The sequence below is a fragment of the Clostridium sp. CAG:265 genome (genome assembly GCF_000436575.1).
GTDB classification, from domain to species: domain Bacteria; phylum Bacillota; class Clostridia; order Clostridiales; family Clostridiaceae; genus Clostridium; species Clostridium lentum.
Genome location: NZ_FR886642.1, coordinates 227,789 through 250,128, shown reverse-complemented (window position 1 = coordinate 250,128; position 22,340 = coordinate 227,789). Strand labels below are relative to the sequence as shown.

Sequence of the window (22,340 nt, the reverse complement as noted above, 5' to 3'; positions counted from 1 at the left end):
AGATTTTAAAATAAAAATAGTGTAAAAAACTTTACACTAACAGAATATTAATGGAGGTATTAAAATGATAGTTTTATTAGACAATTATGATTCATTTACTTATAATCTCTATCAAATATTAGCACAGTATGATGAAGTAAAAATATTTAGAAATGATAAGGTAACTTTAAAAGAAATAGAAGAAATAAATCCTAAAGGTATAATAATTTCTCCTGGACCAGGAAGACCAGAAAATGCAGGAATATTAATAGATATGGTAAAAAGATTTAAAGGGGTTTATCCAATGCTTGGAGTTTGCCTTGGTCACCAAGGAATTGCAGAAAGCTTTGGAGGCAATGTTATTAGAGCAAAGGAAATTGTTCATGGAAAAAGATCTTTAGTTACTTTGAAAAAGTCAAAGTTATTTAAAGGAATAAATGAAAAAGAAGAAGTAATGAGATATCATTCACTAATTGTGGAAAGAGAAAGTCTTCCAAAAGAACTAGAAATAATTGCAGAAACTGATGATAAAGAAATAATGGGAATAAAGCATAAAGAGTATGAAATATATGGAGTTCAATTTCATCCAGAATCAATATATACAAGCTGTGGAAAGAAGATAATAGAAAATTTTTTTAAGGATGTGTGTTAGAGCTATGAAAGAGGTAATTGAGAAAATTATTAATAATGAGAATCTTAGTGAAGATGAAATGAGAAAAACAATAAATACAATAATGAAAGGGGAAGCAACTTCCTGTCAAATAGGCGGTTTTTTAACAGCGCTAAGAGCAAAAGGTGAAACCATTGAGGAAATAACAGGGGCAGTAAAAGGTATGAGAGATAATATGCTTAAGCTAGATATGGAGGGAGAATTTTTAATTGATACTTGTGGTACAGGGGGAGATGGAGGAAAAACCTTTAATATTTCTACAGCAGTTGCCATTATTGCTGCAGCAGCAGGAGTAAAAGTAGCTAAGCATGGAAATAGAGCTGTATCAAGTAAAAGTGGAAGTGCTGATGTTTTAGAAGCTTTAGGTATTAAAACTGATTTATCACCAGAAGAAAGTATAAAACAGTTAAAAAAATATAATATGAGTTTTTTATTTGCTCAGCAATATCATAAGGCAATGAAAAATGTGGGAAAAGAAAGAAAAGAGCTTGGAACAAGGACTATATTTAATTTAATTGGACCTCTTGCTAACCCAGCACCTATAAAAGGACAACTAATGGGAATATTTGATGGAGATTTAGTAGATAAAATTGGTGAAGTACTTGTTAAATTAGGTATTGAAAGAGGCTTAGTTGTACATGGTGAAGATGGATTAGATGAAATAACAACTACATCATCAACAAAAGTGTGCGAAATTTGCAATGGAAAAACTAAAGTATATAAAATAAGTCCTGAGGATTTTGGTATAGAAAAGGTATCTATAGAGGAGATAAGTGGTGGTACACCAGAGGAAAATGCAGAAATAATACTTTCAATATTAAAAGGGCAAAAGGGACCTAAAAGAGATATAGTTGCATTAAATGCAGGGGCTGCACTTTTTGCAGGGAAAAAAGTAGATAGTATTAATGATGGATTTGTATTAACTAACGCATTAATTGACTCAGGAAAAGCTTATAAAAAATATCAGCAGTTAAAGGAGTTGGTGTAATGTGATTTTAGATGAAATAGTAGCAAAAAAAGAAATAAGATTGAAAGCAATAGATAAAGTTAAGTTTAAAAAATTACCAAAGGCTGAATATAGTAAAAATTTATTTATAAATACATTTATAAATAATGATTTTACAGTTATAGGTGAATTTAAAAAAGCTTCTCCATCTAAGGGAATAATATTAGAGAATTTTCAAATTGATAAAATACTAGAAGAATATGAAAAGCTTCCTATTGGAGCATATTCAGTGCTAACAGAAGAAGAGTATTTCCTAGGAAAAAATGAATATTTGCAATATATATCTTCAAATACAAACAAGCCTCTTTTGAGAAAAGATTTTATAATTGAAAAGTATCAAATAAATGAAGCTGCATATTTAGGTGCATCTGCAGTGCTTTTAATTGTAGCAGTATTAGGAGATAAGCTAAAAGATTTTTATGAAACGGCGATGAATTTAGGATTAGCAGCATTAGTTGAAGTTCATAATAAGAATGAATTAGAGATGGCCTTAGAAATTGATGCAGATATTATAGGAATAAATAATAGAAATCTAAAAGATTTTACTGTAGATTTAGCTACAACAAGAAATTTATTACAGTTTATTCCTAAAAATAAAATAATAATTTCTGAAAGTGGATTAAAAACTATTGAAGATATTGAATATATGAAGGCTTTAGGAGTTAATGGAGTTCTTATAGGAGAAACATTAATAAAAAATTTAAATAATGAAGAGTTTAAAGAAGGACTAAATAATTTACTTTTATGCAAATAAAAATTTGTGGAATAACAACATTAAGAGAAGTTGAATTTGTAAATGAATTAAAGCCAGATTATATAGGATTGGTATTTGCAGAAAGTAAAAGGAAGGTAAATGAAGAAAAGGCTTTTCAATTATGTAAGTATTTGAATAAGGAAATAAAAACTGTAGCTGTATTTAGAAATAATAGTTTTGAGGAAATTAAAAATGTATTAGAAAAAGTTCCTATAGATATTTTACAACTACATGGAAATGAAACTGAGTATATGGTTAAAAGAATAAAGGATATTTTTAAAGGTGAAGTGTGGAGAGGAATAAATTATAAAGAATATAGTGAAGAGAAACTAAACTTAATTGATAAAGTTATAATTGATTCTTTAAATCCTGGAAGTGGAAAAGTATTTGATTGGACAAGTATAGAAAAAATCAGTACAAATAAAGAAATTATTCTTGCAGGTGGATTAAATATTAATAATTTAGATGATGCTTTAAAGATAAAAAATATAAAAGGAATTGATATATCATCAGGAGCAGAAGATATTAATGAAAAAGGTAATTTAGAAAAATCTTATATAAAGATGAAAAAAATAATAGAGAAAGTGAGAGGGTATAATGAAAGGGAAATTTAATGAATATGGTGGTCAATATGTACCAGAAATATTAATGGGAGCATTGGAAGAATTAGAAAGAGAGTATGAAAAGGCAAAAAATGATAAAAGCTTTAAAGATGAATTAAATAAATATTTAAAGGATTATGTAGGACGTCCAAGTGCATTATATTATGCAGCTAATTTAACTAAAGAATTAGGTGGAGCAAAAATATATTTAAAAAGAGAAGACTTGAATCATACTGGAGCTCATAAAATAAATAATGTTTTAGGACAAGTTATTTTGGCTAAGAGAATGGGGAAAAATAGAATAATAGCAGAAACAGGAGCAGGACAACATGGTGTGGCAACAGCTACAGTGGCAGCAATGTTTAATATGAAGTGTGAAATATTTATGGGGGAAGAAGATGTAAAAAGACAAGCTCCAAATGTTAGAAAGATGAAGCTTTTAGGAGCTAAAGTTAATTCTGTAAAAAATGGCTCGAAAACATTAAAAGATGCTGTCAATGAAGCTATAAGAGATTGGGTTACTAATGTAGATAATACTTTTTATGTTTTAGGATCAGCTTTAGGGCCACATCCTTATCCAACAATGGTTAGAGATTTTCAAAGAATAATTGGTGATGAAGCAAGAAATCAGATATTAGAGGCAGAAGGAAGGCTACCTAATTATATAGTAGCAGCAGTTGGTGGAGGAAGTAATTCTATAGGAATATTTTATCCATTTATAAATGATAAAGAAGTTAAGCTTATAGGAGTAGAAGCAGGAGGCCTTGGACTTCATACACAATTTCATGCAGCTAGATTTGCAGTAGGTAAAAAAGGAATACTTCAAGGTATGAAAAGTTATGTAATAAGCGATGATGATGGGAATATTGCACCAGTACATTCTATATCAGCAGGTCTTGATTATCCAGGTGTAGGGCCAGAGCATGCATATTTAAATGATATAAAAAGAGCTCAGTATACTGCAATAACAGATGATGAAGCTGTAAATGCTTTTTATAAATTAACTAGAATAGAGGGAATAATACCAGCATTAGAATCCTCTCATGCTGTGGCATATGCCATGAAGATTGCTCCTACTCTTTCAAAAGATTCAATTATATTAGTAAATTTATCAGGAAGAGGAGATAAGGATATGGATATAATAGAAAGTTATGAAAATAAGGAGGAAGCAATTAATGAATAAAATAGATTTAAAATTTAAAGAATTAAGAGAAAAAAATGAAAAAGCATTAATACCATTTATTGCATTAGGGGATAAAAGTTTAGATGAAACAGTTGAAATAGCACAAGTTTTAGAAAAGGCTGGAGCAGATATTGTAGAACTTGGAATACCTTTTAGTGATCCACTTGCTGATGGACCAATTATACAAGATGCATATCATAGGGCACTTACTTCAGGAATTAATATAAAGAATATGATAAAAACAGTAGAAAATATAACATCAAAAGTTAATATACCTGTAATTATAATGGTTTATTATAATGTGGTTTATTGTAAAGGTGTTGAAAAGTTTTTAAGTGATTTGGAAAGTGCAGGGGTAAGTGGTATTATTGTTCCTGATGTACCTCTAGAAGAAAGAGAAGAATTACTAAAAGCATGTGAAAATAATAATATTGATTTAATACCTCTTGTGGCACCAACATCAAAAGAAAGAATAAATAAAATAATAACAAATTCAAAAGACTTTGTATATTGTGTATCTCATGCAGGAACTACGGGAGAACAAAACACTGTATCAAGCAATATAAAGGAATATTTACAGGAAGTAAAAAATAATACAGACACTCCAATATGTGTAGGCTTTGGAATTTCATCAGTAGAAACAGCTGGTGCTGTTAAGGAATATTGTGATGGAGTTATTATTGGAAGTGCTATAGTAAGAAGGATTGGTGAAGAAAAAGATTTTGAGGAAAGAAAAAAAGACGTATATGAATTTGTTAAAAAAATAAAAAGTAGCTTTTAAATGGTATTGGATAAAATATATTAAGAGAGTAGATGGTTTTTGTATGAGCATTAAGGTATAGCACTTATAATAACATATCTACTTTCTTTGGATTTTTTCCAAGTATTAAAAAATTAAGAAAGGTTTAATTATATATGAATAAGTTAAATAATGAAAAAGAAATAGAAGAGTTAATTAAGAATAATGCAATGGCTGTGGTTTATTTTACAGGAAATTCTTGCTCTGCTTGTGAAGTAATAAAGGTTAAAATAGAAGAGATATTGAAGAGATTTCCTAGAATTCTAGGTGGAGAAGTAAATGGTGAGGAAAATATTAGCTTAGCAATTAAATATGATGTATATTCGGTGCCAGTATTTATTTTATTCATTGAAGGAAGAGAAAGCATCAGGATAGGAAGGAATGTTGATTTGCTAGATTTAGAGAAAAGCATAGGAAGGTATTATCATATGCTTTTTAATTAAATATGAATATAAAGAACGTAAAAAAGAAATTGGTACAAGGATAACAGTATTTTTACCATATAAGAATAAGAAGGAGTAATAATAATGAAAAAAATATTATTGGTAGAAGATGATGCATCTTTATGTAGAGGTATAAGCTTTAAATTGAAAAAGGAAGGCTATGAGGTGCTAACAAGCCCCACAGTAAAGGATGCTATTGTTATATTTGAAAATAATAAGATTGATTTGGTCATAAGTGATATAACTTTAGAAGATGGAGATGGATATGAACTTTGCCAAAAAATTAGACAAAATAGTGACGTGCTTTTTATATTCCTTACTGCATTGGATCAAGAAGTAGATATGGTTACAGGCTATGATTTGGGAGCAGATGATTATATAACAAAACCATTTAGTTTAATGGTTCTTATTTCTAAGGTTAATGCTTTAATGAGAAGGACATCCTTAAGAGAAGAAAGTAAAAGAATCATAAGATGCAGAAACTTAAGTTTTTATCCAGAGGAAATGAAACTATTGATAAATAATGAAGAAGTTATATTAAGTAAAAATGAGTATAAGCTTTTAAATCGTCTAATAAAGAATTCAGGTCAAATTGTAACAAAGGGACAATTACTTGAAGCACTTTGGGACAAAGATGGTGCTTTTGTAGATGAAAATACAGTGGCAGTAAATATAAGAAGGTTAAGGGAAAAGATAGAAGATATTCCTTCGGAGCCTGTATTTATTAAAAATATAAGAGGTATAGGCTATAGATGGAATGAGGAGATTAGTTAAGAGTATGTTGGAAAGTATCAAATCAAATTCATTTATTAGAAGAGTTATTTTAGGAAGTATAGTAATTTTGCTTATGTTAATAGCATCATGGGGCGTTTTTCAAAATTATAAGTTAGAAAAGATATATGCTGATAAGGCTGAAGTTTATAAGCAGGTTGTTGGTGCTTTAGCTAGTAAGTATCCCAATGATGAGGCAAATATTTTAAATAGTATTTTTAATGACGATGAAAAGTATAAAGAATACGGAGAAAACATTCTTAATAAATATGGCTATACTAATGAAATTATAGAAAGTTTTGCAAGTGACAGATATGTAAATGAATATATGGCGGGAAATGTAATCTTTATAACTATAGTATTTTTAGTAAGCTGTATTGCCATATGTATAATTTGCATATATGTATTTAAATATTTATATAAAATTTCAACAGCCTTAGGAAATTATATTGATGGGAATTTTGAACATAAAGATGAATTTAGCAAGGAAGGCATAGTAAATATAATCGATAATCAGCTTGCTATTCTAGGAAAAAATATTAGTAATACTTATGACAAATTAGAAAATGAAAAAGAAGATTCAAAGGCTCTAGTTACAGATATATCACATCAATTAAAGACGCCTTTAGCATCTTTAAGTATGTGTAATTCTATTTTAGAGGATGATGAATTAACATTAGATGAAAAGCATGAGTTCTTAGCTATGAGCAATAAAAATATCAGCAAATTACAAAATCTTATTGAATGTTTGGTAAATATTTCAAGGTTGGAAGCTGCAATGATTAAATTAAAGCCTGTAAAAAGTAGTTTGAAAGATACTGTTATTAAAGCTTATAATAGCGCTTATATAAAGGCACAAAATAAGAATATTGATATTATCTTGGAAATCTTAAAAGACTACCAAATAGTTCATGATAATAAGTGGACAGAAGAAGCAATCTTTAATGTGATAGATAACGGTATAAAATATACAGAGCCAGGTGGAAAGATAATCATAACCATGGAGGAAAGTTTAAATTTCATTAAAATAAATATAGAGGATAATGGTAGTGGGATAGATAAAAAGGAATTTAACAATATATTCAAGAGATTTTATAGAGGAAAAGAGCATGAAAAAAAAGGAATTGAAGGTTCAGGGGTAGGGCTTTACCTAACCAGGAAGATTTTTGAGGATCAAGGCGGTAGTATACTAGTAAAATCTAAAATTGGCAGTGGAAGTAAGTTTACGCTGATGCTACCTAAATAAAAGATTGCTGCACTTATCAGTGTAGCAATCTTTTATAATTTCAGAGCTAAATACAATTCTTACAAAATTGTAAGTGAAATTGAAAGTTATATGAAAGCTAGGAAGATTATCCTTTAAATATAGTAATTAATGAAAAGGAGAAAAAAATGAATACAATTTTACAAACTATAAATTTAAAGAAATATTATGGAGAGGGAGAAAATATTGTTAAAGCCATTGATAATACTAATATCAACATATTTCAAGGTGAATTTGTAGCTATAGTTGGAAAATCAGGATCAGGTAAAAGTACACTTCTACATATGCTAGGAGCGCTAGATAAACCAACATCAGGAGAGGTTATTATAGATAATAAGTATATATCAACTATGAAAGAGGAAGAATTAGCTATATTTAGAAGGAGAAAGATAGGGTTCATTTTTCAATATTATAATTTAATACCTTCAATTAACGTATGGGAAAATATAGTGCTTCCTATAGGGCTAGATTCAAGAAGGGTAGATAAAGATTTTGTCAATGATATTTTAGATACATTAGGATTGAAGGAGAAGAAGCATAATATGCCAAATACTTTATCAGGAGGACAGCAACAAAGGGTAGCCATAGCCAGGGCGTTAGCATCAAAGCCATCAATAATATTAGCAGATGAACCTACAGGTAATTTAGATTCTAAGACAGAAGAAGAAGTATTAACTTTACTAAAGCTTACAGCTAAAAAGTATAATCAAACTATAGTGATGATAACTCATGATGAAGGCATTGCCCAAATGGCAGATAGAATAATTTGCATTGAAGATGGCAAGGTGGTGGAATAAATGAAAACATTAACTAATCTTGTTAAGGGAAATTTAAAAAGTAGCAAAGCTAAAAGTGTATTGATATGTATAACAATAATGCTCACAACTACGCTTTTAACTTCTGTAGGAATTATTTGTAACAATTGGCTTAAAACCAATAAGGCTGCAACTATTGAGTATTCAGGTTCCTTTGAGGGAATTTATAAAAGAGTAAATAAAGATAAACTCGATATTATAAAAAATAATGCCAGTATTGATCAATATGGAATATATAAGGCTATTGGCACATCACAATATGAAGATAGCAATTTAGGATTAATTTATGCTGATAATACAATAAAGAATATGGCCAATATAAAGTTTGAAGATGGAAACATGCCAGAAAAAGAAAATGAAATAGCCATTGAAAGTGGATACTTAAATTTATTAAATAATGGTGCAAAAATTGGCGATAAAATAAAGTTATCATATGAATCCTTAAGTACTGGAGAAATAAAAGAAAAAGAGTTTATTTTAAGTGGTATTTTGCAAACATCTGATATTAGTAAGGCACAAAAAAGTTATTCGGCAATTATATCAAAATCATATTTTGTAAGTGAAGAAGTAGATGAAAATACTAAATATAATGTTTATATAAATATTGTTAAACCTAAAAAGTTAACAGCTGATGAGGTGAAGGAAAGCATACTTTCCATTGCTAAGAATATGGGCATAGAAGAATATGATGTAAGAATAAATACAGATTATATAAATGCATCTAATCCAGATCCCCAGGTTATAGCAGGAGGAATTATAGTTGCTTTAATAATTATTTTATCAAGTATGCTAGTTATTTATAGTATTTTTTATGTTTCAGTAATTAATAAAGTACATGAATATGGAAAACTAAGAGCTGTTGGGGCAACTAAACGACAGATAAGAAAGATAATTTTAAGAGAAGGATTTATTTTAAGCTGTATTTCTATACCACTAGGAATTGCTATTGGTTATTTAATTGGCCAGGTAGTCATCTTAAAAGCTTTAAAAATGGATAGGTATGGCGTAGGTGGAATGAATATTTTTATTGCTATAGGTGTTGCAGTAATAACAGTAATTTCAGTATTATTATCTCTTTTAAAACCTATGAAGATGGCATGCAATATTTCACCGGTGGAGGCTATGAGATATGATGGTAATGACAGCAAGCAGAAAAAAAGAAAAGGATATGAAGAGATAAATTTAAAGAAAATAACTTTTGCAAATTTATCAAGAAATAAGAAAAGGACAGTAATAACACTATTATCTCTTTCCTTAAGTGGGATATTATTTATAGTAGCATCAACAATAATGAATTGTATGAATCCAGAAAATATGGCAAAAGATCATTCATTAGGAGATATAACGGTATACTTAGATAATTATGATTGGAATGAAGATGGCAGTAATAATTTATATGATATTCAAGCCAATAATCCATTAGGAAAAGAAATGTGTGAGAGACTAGAAAATATTCCAGGTGTTAAAAAAATAAATATGGAAAAGTCAGCTTGGGCAAGTATTGATATTGGTGCTGGAGAAAAGAATTTAGAAGATATACAAGGATTTGATAAAGAGTTTTATGATGAATTATCAGAGCATTTAGTTGAGGGAGAAATAAATAAAGAAGCGCTAGAAAGTGGAGAAGGATTAGTATATACTCATCCATCATATGCAAAAGAATTTGGGATAAAGGTAGGTAGTACGCAAGTAATTACTATTTATGATGGAAAAGATTCTTATAAGAAGGAATTTACTGTATTAGCTTTAGTTGATATAGGGGGAGCGTCCATTAGGATTCCTGAAAGTGTGATGGATTCTTTAATAAAAACAGATACCACCATAAGAGTAGGCTTAGAAGTTAAAAAGGATATGTTAAAGTCTGTGGAAGAAGAAATTAAAAACATCACAGATAATGATGAATATCTGAGCTATGGGACTTTGGAAGATTCTATAGAAACTTATAAAAAGAGTATGGCTATAACCAGTGTACTTATATATTCTCTTGTAATTATCATAGGTGTTATAGGTTTGATGAACTTAATAAATACAATGATAACAAGTATAATAACAAGAAAAAGAGAGCTTGGTATATTACAAGCCATTGGACTTTCAGACAAGCAACTGGTAAAAATGCTACAAATTGAAGGCTTATTTTATACTGTGGGAACTCTTTTAATTACTTTAACTTTAGGAAATATTTTAGGATATATTGCTGTAATTATTTTTAGAAATACAGGAGCATCATATGCAATATATGATTATCCTTTAACACAAACAATTATTATGATAGTGGCAATTACTTTAGTACAAATATTAATTACTTATATGGTTACAAATAATTTTAAGAAGGATTCTTTAGTAGATAGGATAAGATATAGCGAGTAGGGAAAGTTAAGGAGTTAAGAAGTTAAGGAGTTAGGGAGTTAGGGAGTTAGGGAGTTAAGGAGTTAAGAAAATTTATATAGTATAAATAGTATGTATAATTTTTTAAGAGCAGGGCAATATAATATCAAGAAAAGTAATAAGGAGATGATGAGATTGCCTGGAAAAGCAAAACAATATGTTGATCAAAGCATGACATCAGTGCAGTCAGCAGTTAGTTCATTACAACAAGCTTTAGGCAATGCAGAAAAGGCAGAAAATAAAGCTGTTATTCAACAAGCAATAACTTCACTAAATGGTGCATGTGGAACTTTATCAAAATATAAAGATTAATAATAAGAATTAGCATATTGTATATTGCTAAAAAGGAGCTGATAGTGTTTATCAGCTCCTTTTGAATTTAGTTAAATATTTTATCTTCTGATCCGCAAGATGTAAGAGAGATATTTAAGTTACCATTTCTTACCCTTAATGAATCGATGAATTTTTTTTGATTAACATCATTTTTAAGATGAATAGAGTAATTTAATTCATATAAAGCACCAAAATCTCTAGTTCTAACTTTTACCATATTCCATGATGTAGTATTTGTATTTAATATTTCATCAAATACACCTTCAAAGTTTAAGTCTTCAGGTACTGTTATTTTTAGTACCATTGCCTTAGATTTAGGCATAGCAAAATTAAGGCTATCTAAAATTATCATTACTGCACAAAGGATAATAGTGAAAATTACTGCATATCCATTAGGTTTCAATATATCTGTTCCATGACAGCCGCTTTCTAAAAATAAATCTTCACGGCGGGTAATGATTTTTGAATCTATGGTAAGTCTAAAGTCCTTATCTTCTTTGCCAAAGAAGGCAATTCTATTGTATCCAATATAGATAGTAGGATTTACCTTTGTATGACTTAAGTAATATTCAATTTCGTTTATAACTTGTTCTGTAATAAAATCAGTGCATTTTGGTCTTTCACCAAATTCAAGAAAGTTATAAGCTTCTTCTAAAGTAATTATGGCCCTTCGTTTATTAACAATTTTATTTATTTTTTTCTTCAATTCAAGAAATACTTTGTCAGAAGGAGACTGAGGAATCTTGTAGCTTCTTAATCTAAGTTTTTCTTTATAGTATGGTTTGGAAATAGAATGTCTAATTACTGAATTATCATCAGTATCATAATATATATTGTAAATACTGTAACTGTTATTAACACAGTGATCATCCATTTTCATATATTCAAGTAATCTTGGAATAAGCTTTTCATATTGCTCACCAGTTAAAAGATACTTTTTTTCATATCTTTTAAATGACTTAATGGCCATTTTGTAGGACCTCCTTATTAAATTTTTATTTGGATATTGCTGAAATTAAATCCATATTTGTATCATAAATGGTCTTTTAAAAGTTAGTATGAAATCAATCTAAAGTTAATGTAAATTTTACTTTTTTTAGAAAAAAATAATATATAATGGCATTAATTAAAGAAAAGTAAACAAATTTAAAAAGTATTTAACAATAAAAAGATTAAAGTAAGATAATAATCTTTATTAGGAGGATATATATGAAAAAGAAATTTTTATCAATGTTAATAGTATCTGCTATTGCAGTAACAGCTATGGGGTGTTCCAATAATACTAATGAATCTTCCAAATCTGCTGCTTCAAGCAATACCAATGTATCAGTCAGTGATAGTAGCGATGAATCAGCTAGTGCAGATGTAAAAGCTAAAATAACTTTAAGTAATAATAGTATAAGTGCAGAGGGGGATGGTGTTGAGGTAGTAGATAAGACAATTACCATTAATTCAGGTGGTACATATGAAGTAAGCGGTACCTTAGAAGATGGTCAAATAATAGTTGATTCAGCTGATGAGATCAATGTCTATATAGTTTTCAATGGAGTAGATATTTCTTGTAGTAATAGTGCACCTATATATGTTAAAAGTGCCAAGAATACTATTATAACTTTAGCAGATAATAGTGAAAATTATCTTAGTGATGGAAGTGAGTATCTATATGAAGAGCTAAATGATGATGGAACAGTAACAGATGAACCAAGTGCATGTATATTTAGTAAAGATGATTTAACTATTAATGGAAATGGAACACTTAATGTTGTTGGAAACTACAATAATGGTATTGCCAGTAAGGATGATTTAAAGATTACGGCAGGAACAGTAAATGTAACAGCAGTAAACAATGGATTAAAAGGTAAGGATTCTATTACTATAAAAGGTGGAGAGATAACTGTAAATTCCACAGGAGATGGTGTTAAGTCTGATAATACAGAAGATACAACCAAAGGATATATAATAATTGAAGGTGGAAGTTTAAATATAACTTCTGGCGGAGATGGAATTCAAGCAGAAACAACGCTGACAATTTCTGATGGAGATATTAATATAGTTTCAGGAGGGGGAAGCAGTAATGCAGCTACTCATGCTGAAAGTTTCCAAATGGGCCCATGGGCAAATCCTTCAAATACAAGTAGTTCATCTAGCAGTGAGACAGGAAGTGCCAAAGCACTTAAAGCAGGTACTGCTTTAACAGTTGATGGTGGAAATATAAATATAGATTCAGCTGATGATAGTATTCATACTAATGATACTGTAATGATAAATACTGGAATATTTCATATAAAATCAGGCGATGATGGAATTCATGCTGATAATGTTTTGGAAATAAATGGTGGTGATATAAATATTACAGATAGTTATGAAGGGTTAGAAGCAGCACATATTACTGTAAATGATGGAAATATTAATTTAGTGGCTAGTGATGATGGGATTAATGCAGCTGGTGATGGAATAGATTCTATTATGCCAAGCAAGACCTGTCAATCAGTGATAATTTCTACGCCAGAATTGGTTATAGGCTCAAGTTATTCTGTATATTATGGAGGAAATAATTCTGGTAGTGAAAGTAATGGACTATATACTGATGGAATTGCAACAAGTGGAACAGAGCTTACAAATTTTACTCTTTCTAGTTCGGTAATGACAGTTTCAAGCACAGGAGCAACAGAAGGAGTTTCAGGCGGAATGAGAGCACCAGGTGGCATGGGTGGCATGCAAGGGGGAGGAAGACCACCAAGGTAGAGATTAATTATAAAAATTAATCTATGAAGTATAATTATAAATAAAGGTTTTTGTATAAAATAGCAAATATCTTATATAAAAGCCTTTTTTTGTTATGCTTTATAAAAGGTTTAAGATTATATTGTTGAAAAATATTTTAATATACACTTAACAAATAAAAAAACATACATAAATGTAAAATAATATAAAAAATTCCATAGAAAAAACGGTAAAAACATGGTAAAATAAATACTTTAAAGAAAAGTTAAAATTTTACGAGAATTAAATGTTAAATAAGTGGGGTGGAAAATATTAGTATGAAGAAAAGAAAAATTAAAAAAATTATAGCAATATCAGGAGTAATTGGTGGAATATTAGCTTTAAATTCAGTAAAAGCTCATGCGGTAGAACTTACTGATGATTTATCAAATGATGGTCATGAGCAAAATATTAATAGCAGATCATCAAATAAGGGACAAGTTGTAAATGTTGACTCAACATATTTAAGGATTAGAGCAGCAGCATCAACATCTTCAGAAGTTTTAGGAACTATGATTGAAGGAACAAGATTTAATATTATATCAAAAAGTGATCAATGGTATCAAATACAATATAATGATATAGTAGGATATGTATTTGAAGATTATGTTGATGAAATATCAGCAGGTTCATCATCTACCACATATGATGTTATATATACAGGAACTGTATATGATGCAGCTCCTAATTTAAGAGTAAGAAGTGGAGCTTCTTTAGATTCATCAATTATAGGATATGTGTTAGATAACTCTACAGTATCTATTGTGGCTGTTGAAGGTAGCTGGTATAAGATCCAATATAATGGGGGATATGGCTATGTAAGTGCAGATTATGTTTCTATAGGAAGTACAAGTAATGGCGGAAATTCAAAAAATGATTCAGGAAGTTCTTCAATAACAGCTGTAGGATATGCTTATGATTTAGGCAATATAGCTCTTAGAATACGTGAAGGAGCATCAATTTCATCAACTATTTTAGGTAATATATATGAAGGAGATGCAGTTAATATAATAGGAGAAGAAGGAAATTGGTATAAGATATTATATAATAATTCCATTGCTTATGTGAGTAAAGAGTATATTACATTAAATAAGTATTCATCAGAAACAGAATCAGATAATAATGCTTCAATAAGAAGTGGATATGTTGTTAATGTTGAAGGATCAAATTTAAGAGTGCGTCAAAGTCCATCTTCTAGTGCTATTGTTTTAGGATATCTAGTAAATAGTGAAGCAGTAGAAATTGTTGGAGAAGAGGGAAATTGGTATGAGATCAATTATAGAAATTCAACAGGATATGTACATTCAGATTACATAAAAGTTGGAATAGGTGGCACTTTAAATGAAGATTCATCAGAAGGAAATACTACAGGTTCAGAAAATATTTCAAATTCAGAAGCATATAATATAGTTTTAAATGCTATGAAGGAGCAAGTAGGTGCACCATATGTATGGGGTGGATCAGGAGAATATCTTACCACTAATTCACTAAATGAATTGAAGGTTAGATTTCCTGAAGATGCAGCATATGGTGAGTATATTCATGCTGAAGGATATGTGAATCAAGGGTATCGTGCATTTGATTGCTCTGGATTAATGCAATGGGGATTTGCTCAAGCTGGAATAAATATTGGTAGAACTACTTATTCTCAAATAAATGCTGGTATTGAAATACAATTAAGCGGTGTTCAGCCAGGAGATTTATTGTTTAGTGCTGATCTTGGACATGTTGGTATGTATATAGGTGATAATCAATGGATAGAATCTTCAAATACAGGAGACTTTGTTAAAATAAGAAATGTTCCTTGGAGTTATGTAAGCAGAGCTAGAAGAGTTTTAAGTTAATTATTTATAATATAAAAAATATTTATTAAAAAGGATTAAGTATATAAATAAGCTTAATCCTTTTGTCATTATATAGATAAAAGTAATATATAGATTATATATAAACATATAAATATTTATAGTAATAATTAAATAGGAGTAGATAAAAAATGGTTTCATGGATAGGTGAATGTATTTTTTATGAATTATTTTTATTAGGATTTTGTGGAGTATTAGAACCAGGTAAAGAATATCAAGAGAAAAATAGACTAAAGAAAGTTATACAATTTATACCACATTTAAAAGAAATGAAGGTAAATGCAGTATATCTAGGACCAGTATTTGAATCTACGTATCATGGATATGATACAATAGATTATTTTAAAATAGATAAGAGATTAGGGACAAATGAAGATTTTAAAGAATTATGTGATAAGCTACATGATAATGATATAAAGATTGTTATTGATGGAGTTTTTAATCATGTAGGAAGAGATTTTTTTGCCTTTAAAGATTTGCAAGAAAATAGAGACAAGTCTAGATATTGTAGTTGGTTTGTTAATTTAAATTTTAATGGCAACACTCCAGAGAACGATGGTTTTTATTATGAGCCATGGAATAGATGTTTTGATTTAGTGAAACTTAATGTATGGAATGAAGAAGTGTGTGAATATCTTTTTAAGGCACTAGATTTTTGGGTCGATGAATTTAAAATAGATGGAGTGAGAATAGATGCAGCAGATAGTATTGATTTTAGTTTTTTTAAAAAATTAAGAAATCATATAAATTATAAAAAGGAAGACTTGTGGCTTATGGGAGAAGTTATTCATGGAGATTATTCAAGATGGGCTAATGATGAAATGCTTCATACAACTACTAATTATGAGTGTTATAAGGGGTTATATTCCAGTCATAATGATAGAAATTATTTTGAAATAGCTCATTCATTTAGAAGGCAGTTTGAAAAAGGCGGAATCTATGAAAAGTTATGTTTATATAACTTTGTAGATAATCATGATGTAAATAGACTTGCTAGTGTAATAAAAAATCCAGAGCATATATATAATATTTACACATTGCTTTATACTATGCCGGGAATTCCTAGTATATATTATGGTAGTGAATATGGCATAAAGGCTATAAAGGGAAAGAATACTGATTTACCATTAAGACCAGAGTTAAATATAGATACTTTAAAAGATGGAAATAAGAAACTTTTTAAATTAATATGTGATTTAGGTGAGATAAGAAGTAAAAGCCAGGCTATAAGGCACGGAACATATAGTCCCATCATTATAAGAAATGAACAATTTGTCTTTTTAAGAAAGTTTAAAGAACAGGAAATATATGTTGCCCTAAATTTAGATGATAAAAATGTAGATATTAATTACAATTTTAGTTTTCATAAGGCAATAGATTTATTAAGTGGAAAAGAAATTAGCATAGATGGAAATATATCTATAGAGCCATATGGAGCATTAATAATCAGTAAAGATAATTCTATATAAAAGAAAAAAGGGGGCTGTCGCACTAAAAATTTTATATACAATATATTGTTTTAATAATTAAAAATCAACACAATATATTGTATTATTTATTCTTAATGCCACATCCTCTTTTTTTCAACAAACTGATAAAAATAAAATAAATTATTTTTAGTATTAATATTTTTTTACATAAAGTTATATATTGTATAAAGAGATTAAATAATTATTATGATTCAATAAATGAAATCGTTACTGGAGGTTTGCAAGTAAGATTTATTCCATATGGAATAAATTTTAAATATAAAATATGGAGGGTATGTTTTATGGTTAATAAAAAATTAGTAGCAGCTGGAGTTGTTATGTCTATGGTTGCCAGTTCTTTAGTTGGATGTGGAGGAAGCAGTGAAGAAGGAAATGGAGGAGATTCAGCACAGATTTATTTTTTGAATTTTAAACCAGAAATTGCTGATGTTTATAAGAGTGTAGCTGAAGACTATGAAAAAGAGACTGGAGTAAAAGTTAAAGTAGAAACAGCTGCAAGTGGAGACTATGAGCAAACTTTGAAGTCAGAAATGGCCAAGAGTGAAGCACCTACAATATTTCAAATAAATGGGCCAGTAGGATATAATAACTGGAAAGATTATTGTGCAAATTTAAAAGATACTGATCTTTATAGTCATTTATCTGATAAATCTCTAGCAGTAACTGATGGAGATGGAGTTTATGGTATACCTTATGCAGTTGAGGGATATGGAATAATTTATAATCAGGAAATAATGGACAAATATATAACTCTTGCCAATAAAAAGACAAATATTACATCTGTAGATGATATTAATAATTTTGATATATTAAAAGAAGTTGTTGAAGATATGCAGGCTAATAAAGATGAACTTGGTATAGATGGTGTATTTGCTTCAACATCTATGTCTTCAGGAAATAGATGGCGTTGGGATACTCATTTAGCAAATCTACCATTTTATTATGAGTTTAAAGATGAAAGTGAAGATGATACACAAATTATAGATACTGGTCTTGCATCAGATACAGTAGAATTTAAATATAATGATAAATATAAAAATATTTTTGATTTATACTTAGATAATTCTTGTACTGAAAAAGGACTTTTAGGAAATAAGAGTGTTGATGATTCAATGTCTGAATTTGCTTTAGGTAAATGTGCAATGGTTCAAAATGGAAATTGGGCATGGGCACAAATCAAAGATGTTGATGGTAATGTTGTTAAACAAGATGATATAAAATTCTTGCCAATATATACAGGTATAGAGGGAGAAGAAAGTCAAGGTATATGTATAGGTACAGAGAACTATTTCGCAGTTAATAGTAAAGCTTCAGAAGCTGAACAACAAGCTTCAATAGATTTTATAAACTGGCTATTTACCAGTGATACAGGAAAATCTTATGTTGTTGGTGATTTAGGATTTATAGCACCATTTGATACTTTTACTGAAGATGAGAGACCATTAGATCCATTGTCAAAGCAAGTTATGGAATGGATGGAGAAAGATAATATTAAAAATGTAAATTGGATATTCCAAGCATTCCCAAGTGAAAAATTTAAAGAGACATTTAATGATGCATTACTTGAGTATGTTCAAGGGACTCAAGATTGGAATTATGTAGTTAAAACAGTAAAAGATGATTGGAAGTTAGAAAAAGCACAGTAGTTAATTGATAATTAAAAATAGAAAATTGATAATTGAGGAGGAAAGTCATTAAGGAGTTTCATCCTTAATTATCAATTATCGATTAATTAAGGAGGGATTCTTGTGCAGAAGATTTTAAAGAAGTATTTTGCTTTTTTTGTATTGCCTACTTTTGTAGCTTTTTGTATATCTTTTCTAGTACCTTTTATAATGGGGATTTACTTATCTTTTACTAAGTTTACAACAGTAGCTGATGCACAGTTTGTAGGATTAAGTAATTATATAAAGGTTTTTTCAAATGATGAATTTATTAATGCACTATTTTTTACAGTTAAGTTTGCTGTTGTTTCAACTATAACAGTAAATATATTGGCATTTACCTTTGCTTATTTATTAACTAGGAAATTAAAAGGCACTAATGTATTTAGAACTATTTTCTTTATGCCCAATTTAATTGGAGGAATTGTTTTAGGGTATATATGGCAAATAATAATTAATGGTGTATTAAGTCACTTTAATGTGAATTTAACATATAGTGCTAGCTATGGGTTTTGGGGTTTAGTTATAATGATGAATTGGCAGCTTATAGGATATATGATGATAATTTATATTGCTGGAATTCAAAATATACCTAATGATTTAATTGAAGCAGCTAAGATTGATGGTGCTTCAAAATCACAAATCTTAAGAAAGGTTACAATTCCATTAGTTATGCCTTCTGTTACAATATGTCTTTTTTTAACTATATCTAATGCTTTTAAGTTATTTGATCAGAACTTGGCCTTAACAGATGGTGCACCATCTGGAGCAACATCAATGTTAGCTTTGGATATTTATAAAACATTCTATAGTAGGAATGGCTGGGAAGGAGTAGGACAGGCAAAAGCAGTAATATTTTTTATTATAGTTGCTATAATAATGATTATTCAATTAAATATTACTAGGAAGAAGGAGGTTGAAAGTTAATGAAAGGCAAAAAAAGTAATATAGTTATTTATATATTATTAGTAATACTGGCAGTTATATTTCTTGCTCCTATATTTATAATATTATTTAATTCTTTTAAAGGTAAGCTTTATATTAGTGATGCTCCTTTTAAATTACCTACAGCTGAGACATTTGTAGGGGTACAAAATTATATTGATGGATTGTCAAAGACAGGTTTTTTAAGTGCCTTTGGTTGGTCAATATTCATAACATTTTTTTCAACAATTGTAATTGTATTGTTTACTTCTATGACAGGTTGGTATATCACTAGAGCTAAAAACAAAGTAAGTACAGCATTATATTTTATCTTTGTATTTTCTATGATTGTTCCATTCCAAATGGTCATGTTTACTATGAGTAAGGTGGCTAATATGCTTAGTTTAGATAATCCTATAGGTCTTATAGTACTTTATCTTGGGTTTGGAGCAGGACTTTCAATATTTATGTTTTCTGGCTTTGTAAAGTCAATTCCCATTGATATTGAAGAGGCAGCCTTGATAGATGGTTGCAATCCTATAAAGACATTTTTTTTAATAGTGCTTCCATTATTAAAGCCAATTTGTATTACTGTAGCAATATTAAATGTAATGTGGATATGGAATGATTATTTGCTACCATCTTTAGTATTAAAGAGTGATTATAAAACAATTCCAATGGCAGTACAATATTTAAGAGGCGGTTATGGCGCAATTGATATGGGTGCAATGATGGCCGTATTAGTATTAGCAATTATACCTATAATAATATTCTATTTAACTTGTCAGAAATATATTATTGAAGGAGTAGCAGCAGGAGCAGTTAAAGGATAGTGGAGTAATTGATAATAGATAATGAAAAGAAAACTATATGAAGAAAGTCAATTATGACTTTCTTCATATTATAATCAATTAGTTAAAGGCTGGCTTTATTTCTGTTATTGTTTCAAGATTATTATCTGCATTATTAATTATATCTTCAGCCATTTCCTTGATAATATTATTTTCAGTAGATTTATTTATTAAGTTAGCTAGAGATTTTGAGGCTTCAATAAGGTATTGAACTTGATTTATATAAGTCAAAGAGTCGCTTTCATCAGGATTTATTTTGCTTAAATTAGTAAATAGTGCATCAGTAATTTCCTTTGATGATTTTACATAATTTTCATTGTTAGTAGAATTTGATTTTTCAGAAATAGAAAGTTTATCTATTAGTATTCTACTTTCACGTATAATACCACTATTTTGCTGTACAATTTCTTCTGCAAGATCAATAAGTTGTTCATCTGTTATATAACTTTGAATTAAAGCTGAAATGTAAATGGTTGTTCTAAGTACTGCAATTTCTGAATTAAGAAAATCTACATCATTAATGCCAGATGAGGTGAGTATAGAAAACTCATCTTTTAAATCTGTGATGTGCACTGCAGCCCTATCTTTATAATAATCTTTAGAGGCAGGAGCAGAGTGATTAGTAATGCTCATGCATGAGGCAGTACTATGTAAAGATGGAAGAAATGCAGTTGTACAAGCAACTCCTATTAAAAATGTAATTAATAATTTTTTCATAAAATTTACTCCTTATATTAATTAATATAAATTATTTTATGTAAAATTATAAAAATTATTAGGTATAATTAATAAATGATAGTTATGCTATATTTAGCAAATAATATCTATAAGTGATATAATGACATGTATTCTGTATGATAGCTATTGTTTGACAACCATATATAAGAAGAATAAAATAAAATTTATATTGAATTCAATAGATAAGAGGTGATTACTATGGGAAGCTGTAATAGTTGTCCAAGTAAAGGAACATGTGGTAAAGATGAAGAAAGCTGTGGAATAGTAAATAATTCACAAAATAAGATTAAAAATATAATTGGAGTAATGAGCGGTAAAGGTGGAGTTGGGAAATCAACAATGTCAGTTATGATAGCAAAAGAATTAGCAGCTAGAGGATATCAAGTTGGGGTTTTAGATGCTGATATAACAGGACCTAGTATACCAAGATTATTTCATATAGAAAATGAAAGAGCTAGGGGAACTGAAGAGCTTATTTATCCAGTAGAAACTGTTGAAGGAATTAAAGTTATGTCTCTTAATTTAGTGGTTGAAAAAGAAGATGAAGCTGTGATTTGGAGAGGGCCAGCCATTACAGGGATTGTTAATCAGTTCTGGACAGGAGTATATTGGGGAGAACTAGATTACTTAATAATAGATATGCCACCAGGTACTGGTGATGTACCACTAACTGTAATGCAATCAATTCCTATAAAGGGTGTTGTAATGGTATCTATACCTCAAGATATGATATCTATGATAGTATCAAAGTCAATTAATATGGCTAGAAAAATGAACATTGAAGTACTTGGTGTTATTGAAAATATGAGTTATATACAATGTCCTGATTGTGACAAGAAAATTAGGATGTTTGATGGTGAGAATACAGAAAAATTCTTGCAGGATATGAATGTAGATTTATTAGGTGAGCTTCCAATGCATAAATCAATTGTAAATTATAGTATTGCAGAGCAGAATGAAGACCTTTTAGATTTATTTGATCCGATAATTGATAAAATAATAAGTAAATGCAAAAAGAAAATACTCCTATAAAAAAGGCAGCTC

At 29.1% G+C, this 22,340-nt stretch carries 21 protein-coding genes; 19 read left to right on the top strand and 2 right to left on the bottom strand.

The features are described 5' to 3' along the window. Positions 1-64: 64 nt before the first annotated feature. The 12 genes from Q5O29_RS12020 (at position 65) to Q5O29_RS11965 (ending at position 10,983) form a co-directional block, all read left to right on the top strand. A complete protein-coding gene (locus Q5O29_RS12020; RefSeq protein ID WP_022213184.1) occupies positions 65-631 on the top strand; it encodes an aminodeoxychorismate/anthranilate synthase component II in 567 nt (188 codons plus the stop codon). A gap of 4 nt (positions 632-635) precedes the next feature. Further along, positions 636-1,637, top strand: a complete 1,002-nt coding sequence (trpD, locus tag Q5O29_RS12015) for an anthranilate phosphoribosyltransferase (RefSeq protein ID WP_022213183.1) — start codon at positions 636-638, stop codon at positions 1,635-1,637. A 1-nt stretch (position 1,638) separates the two neighbouring features. Further along, positions 1,639-2,409, top strand: coding sequence for an indole-3-glycerol phosphate synthase TrpC (gene trpC, locus Q5O29_RS12010; RefSeq protein ID WP_022213182.1), 771 nt, complete (start codon positions 1,639-1,641; stop codon positions 2,407-2,409). After that, positions 2,400-3,023: a phosphoribosylanthranilate isomerase gene (locus Q5O29_RS12005; protein ID WP_022213181.1), complete on the top strand. Its 624-nt coding sequence runs from the start codon at positions 2,400-2,402 to the stop codon at positions 3,021-3,023. Before trpC ends, Q5O29_RS12005 begins: the two co-directional genes overlap by 10 nt. Next, complete coding sequence (gene trpB, locus Q5O29_RS12000) at positions 3,007-4,194, top strand: tryptophan synthase subunit beta (RefSeq protein ID WP_022213180.1); 1,188 nt, start codon at positions 3,007-3,009, stop codon at positions 4,192-4,194. The genes Q5O29_RS12005 and trpB overlap by 17 nt, the downstream gene beginning before the upstream one ends. After that, positions 4,187-4,975 carry a tryptophan synthase subunit alpha gene (gene trpA, locus Q5O29_RS11995; protein ID WP_022213179.1) on the top strand — a complete coding sequence of 263 codons (789 nt, stop codon included), beginning with the start codon at positions 4,187-4,189 and terminating at the stop codon, positions 4,973-4,975. Before trpB ends, trpA begins: the two co-directional genes overlap by 8 nt. A gap of 134 nt (positions 4,976-5,109) precedes the next feature. After that, positions 5,110-5,436, top strand: coding sequence for a thioredoxin family protein (locus Q5O29_RS11990; protein WP_022213178.1), 327 nt, complete (start codon positions 5,110-5,112; stop codon positions 5,434-5,436). 84 nt (positions 5,437-5,520) lie between these two features. Continuing rightward, complete coding sequence (locus Q5O29_RS11985) at positions 5,521-6,210, top strand: response regulator transcription factor (RefSeq protein WP_022213177.1); 690 nt, start codon at positions 5,521-5,523, stop codon at positions 6,208-6,210. Between the two features lie 4 nt (positions 6,211-6,214). Continuing rightward, positions 6,215-7,453: a sensor histidine kinase KdpD gene (locus Q5O29_RS11980; RefSeq protein WP_022213176.1), complete on the top strand. Its 1,239-nt coding sequence runs from the start codon at positions 6,215-6,217 to the stop codon at positions 7,451-7,453. A 146-nt stretch (positions 7,454-7,599) separates the two neighbouring features. Continuing rightward, a complete protein-coding gene (locus Q5O29_RS11975; RefSeq protein ID WP_022213175.1) occupies positions 7,600-8,268 on the top strand; it encodes an ABC transporter ATP-binding protein in 669 nt (222 codons plus the stop codon). Then, positions 8,269-10,653 carry an ABC transporter permease gene (locus Q5O29_RS11970; RefSeq protein WP_022213174.1) on the top strand — a complete coding sequence of 795 codons (2,385 nt, stop codon included), beginning with the start codon at positions 8,269-8,271 and terminating at the stop codon, positions 10,651-10,653. It abuts the gene before it with no gap. Between the two features lie 153 nt (positions 10,654-10,806). Beyond that, entirely contained in the window at positions 10,807-10,983 is a 177-nt protein-coding gene (locus Q5O29_RS11965) for a hypothetical protein (protein ID WP_186835686.1), read from the top strand. A 67-nt stretch (positions 10,984-11,050) separates the two neighbouring features. On the opposite strand, the gene Q5O29_RS11960 is transcribed toward Q5O29_RS11965, so the two are convergent. Next, positions 11,051-11,974: a polyphosphate polymerase domain-containing protein gene (locus tag Q5O29_RS11960; RefSeq protein WP_022213172.1), complete on the bottom strand. Its 924-nt coding sequence runs from the start codon at positions 11,972-11,974 to the stop codon at positions 11,051-11,053. A gap of 239 nt (positions 11,975-12,213) precedes the next feature. Between Q5O29_RS11960 and Q5O29_RS11955 the strand changes: the two genes are divergently transcribed. The 6 genes from Q5O29_RS11955 (at position 12,214) to Q5O29_RS11930 (ending at position 20,540) form a co-directional block, all read left to right on the top strand. After that, complete coding sequence (locus Q5O29_RS11955; RefSeq protein WP_022213171.1) at positions 12,214-13,749, top strand: carbohydrate-binding domain-containing protein; 1,536 nt, start codon at positions 12,214-12,216, stop codon at positions 13,747-13,749. Positions 13,750-14,045: 296 nt separating this feature from the next. After that, positions 14,046-15,611: a C40 family peptidase gene (locus Q5O29_RS11950; protein WP_022213170.1), complete on the top strand. Its 1,566-nt coding sequence runs from the start codon at positions 14,046-14,048 to the stop codon at positions 15,609-15,611. 149 nt (positions 15,612-15,760) lie between these two features. After that, a complete protein-coding gene (locus tag Q5O29_RS11945) occupies positions 15,761-17,098 on the top strand; it encodes an alpha-amylase family glycosyl hydrolase (RefSeq protein WP_022213169.1) in 1,338 nt (445 codons plus the stop codon). Positions 17,099-17,400: 302 nt separating this feature from the next. Next, on the top strand, positions 17,401-18,765 hold the full coding sequence (locus tag Q5O29_RS11940; RefSeq protein WP_022213168.1) for an ABC transporter substrate-binding protein: 1,365 nt from the start codon (positions 17,401-17,403) through the stop codon (positions 18,763-18,765). Between the two features lie 102 nt (positions 18,766-18,867). Further along, positions 18,868-19,710 carry a carbohydrate ABC transporter permease gene (locus tag Q5O29_RS11935; protein ID WP_022213167.1) on the top strand — a complete coding sequence of 281 codons (843 nt, stop codon included), beginning with the start codon at positions 18,868-18,870 and terminating at the stop codon, positions 19,708-19,710. Then, positions 19,710-20,540 (top strand): carbohydrate ABC transporter permease, encoded by an 831-nt coding sequence (locus Q5O29_RS11930; protein WP_022213166.1) that lies wholly within the window; start codon positions 19,710-19,712, stop codon positions 20,538-20,540. Before Q5O29_RS11935 ends, Q5O29_RS11930 begins: the two co-directional genes overlap by 1 nt. Before the next feature lie 78 nt (positions 20,541-20,618). On the opposite strand, the gene Q5O29_RS11925 is transcribed toward Q5O29_RS11930, so the two are convergent. Continuing rightward, a complete protein-coding gene (locus Q5O29_RS11925) occupies positions 20,619-21,275 on the bottom strand; it encodes a hypothetical protein (RefSeq protein WP_022213165.1) in 657 nt (218 codons plus the stop codon). A 219-nt stretch (positions 21,276-21,494) separates the two neighbouring features. Between Q5O29_RS11925 and Q5O29_RS11920 the strand changes: the two genes are divergently transcribed. Further along, positions 21,495-22,328 (top strand): Mrp/NBP35 family ATP-binding protein, encoded by an 834-nt coding sequence (locus Q5O29_RS11920; protein ID WP_022213164.1) that lies wholly within the window; start codon positions 21,495-21,497, stop codon positions 22,326-22,328. Positions 22,329-22,340 lie beyond the last annotated feature (12 nt).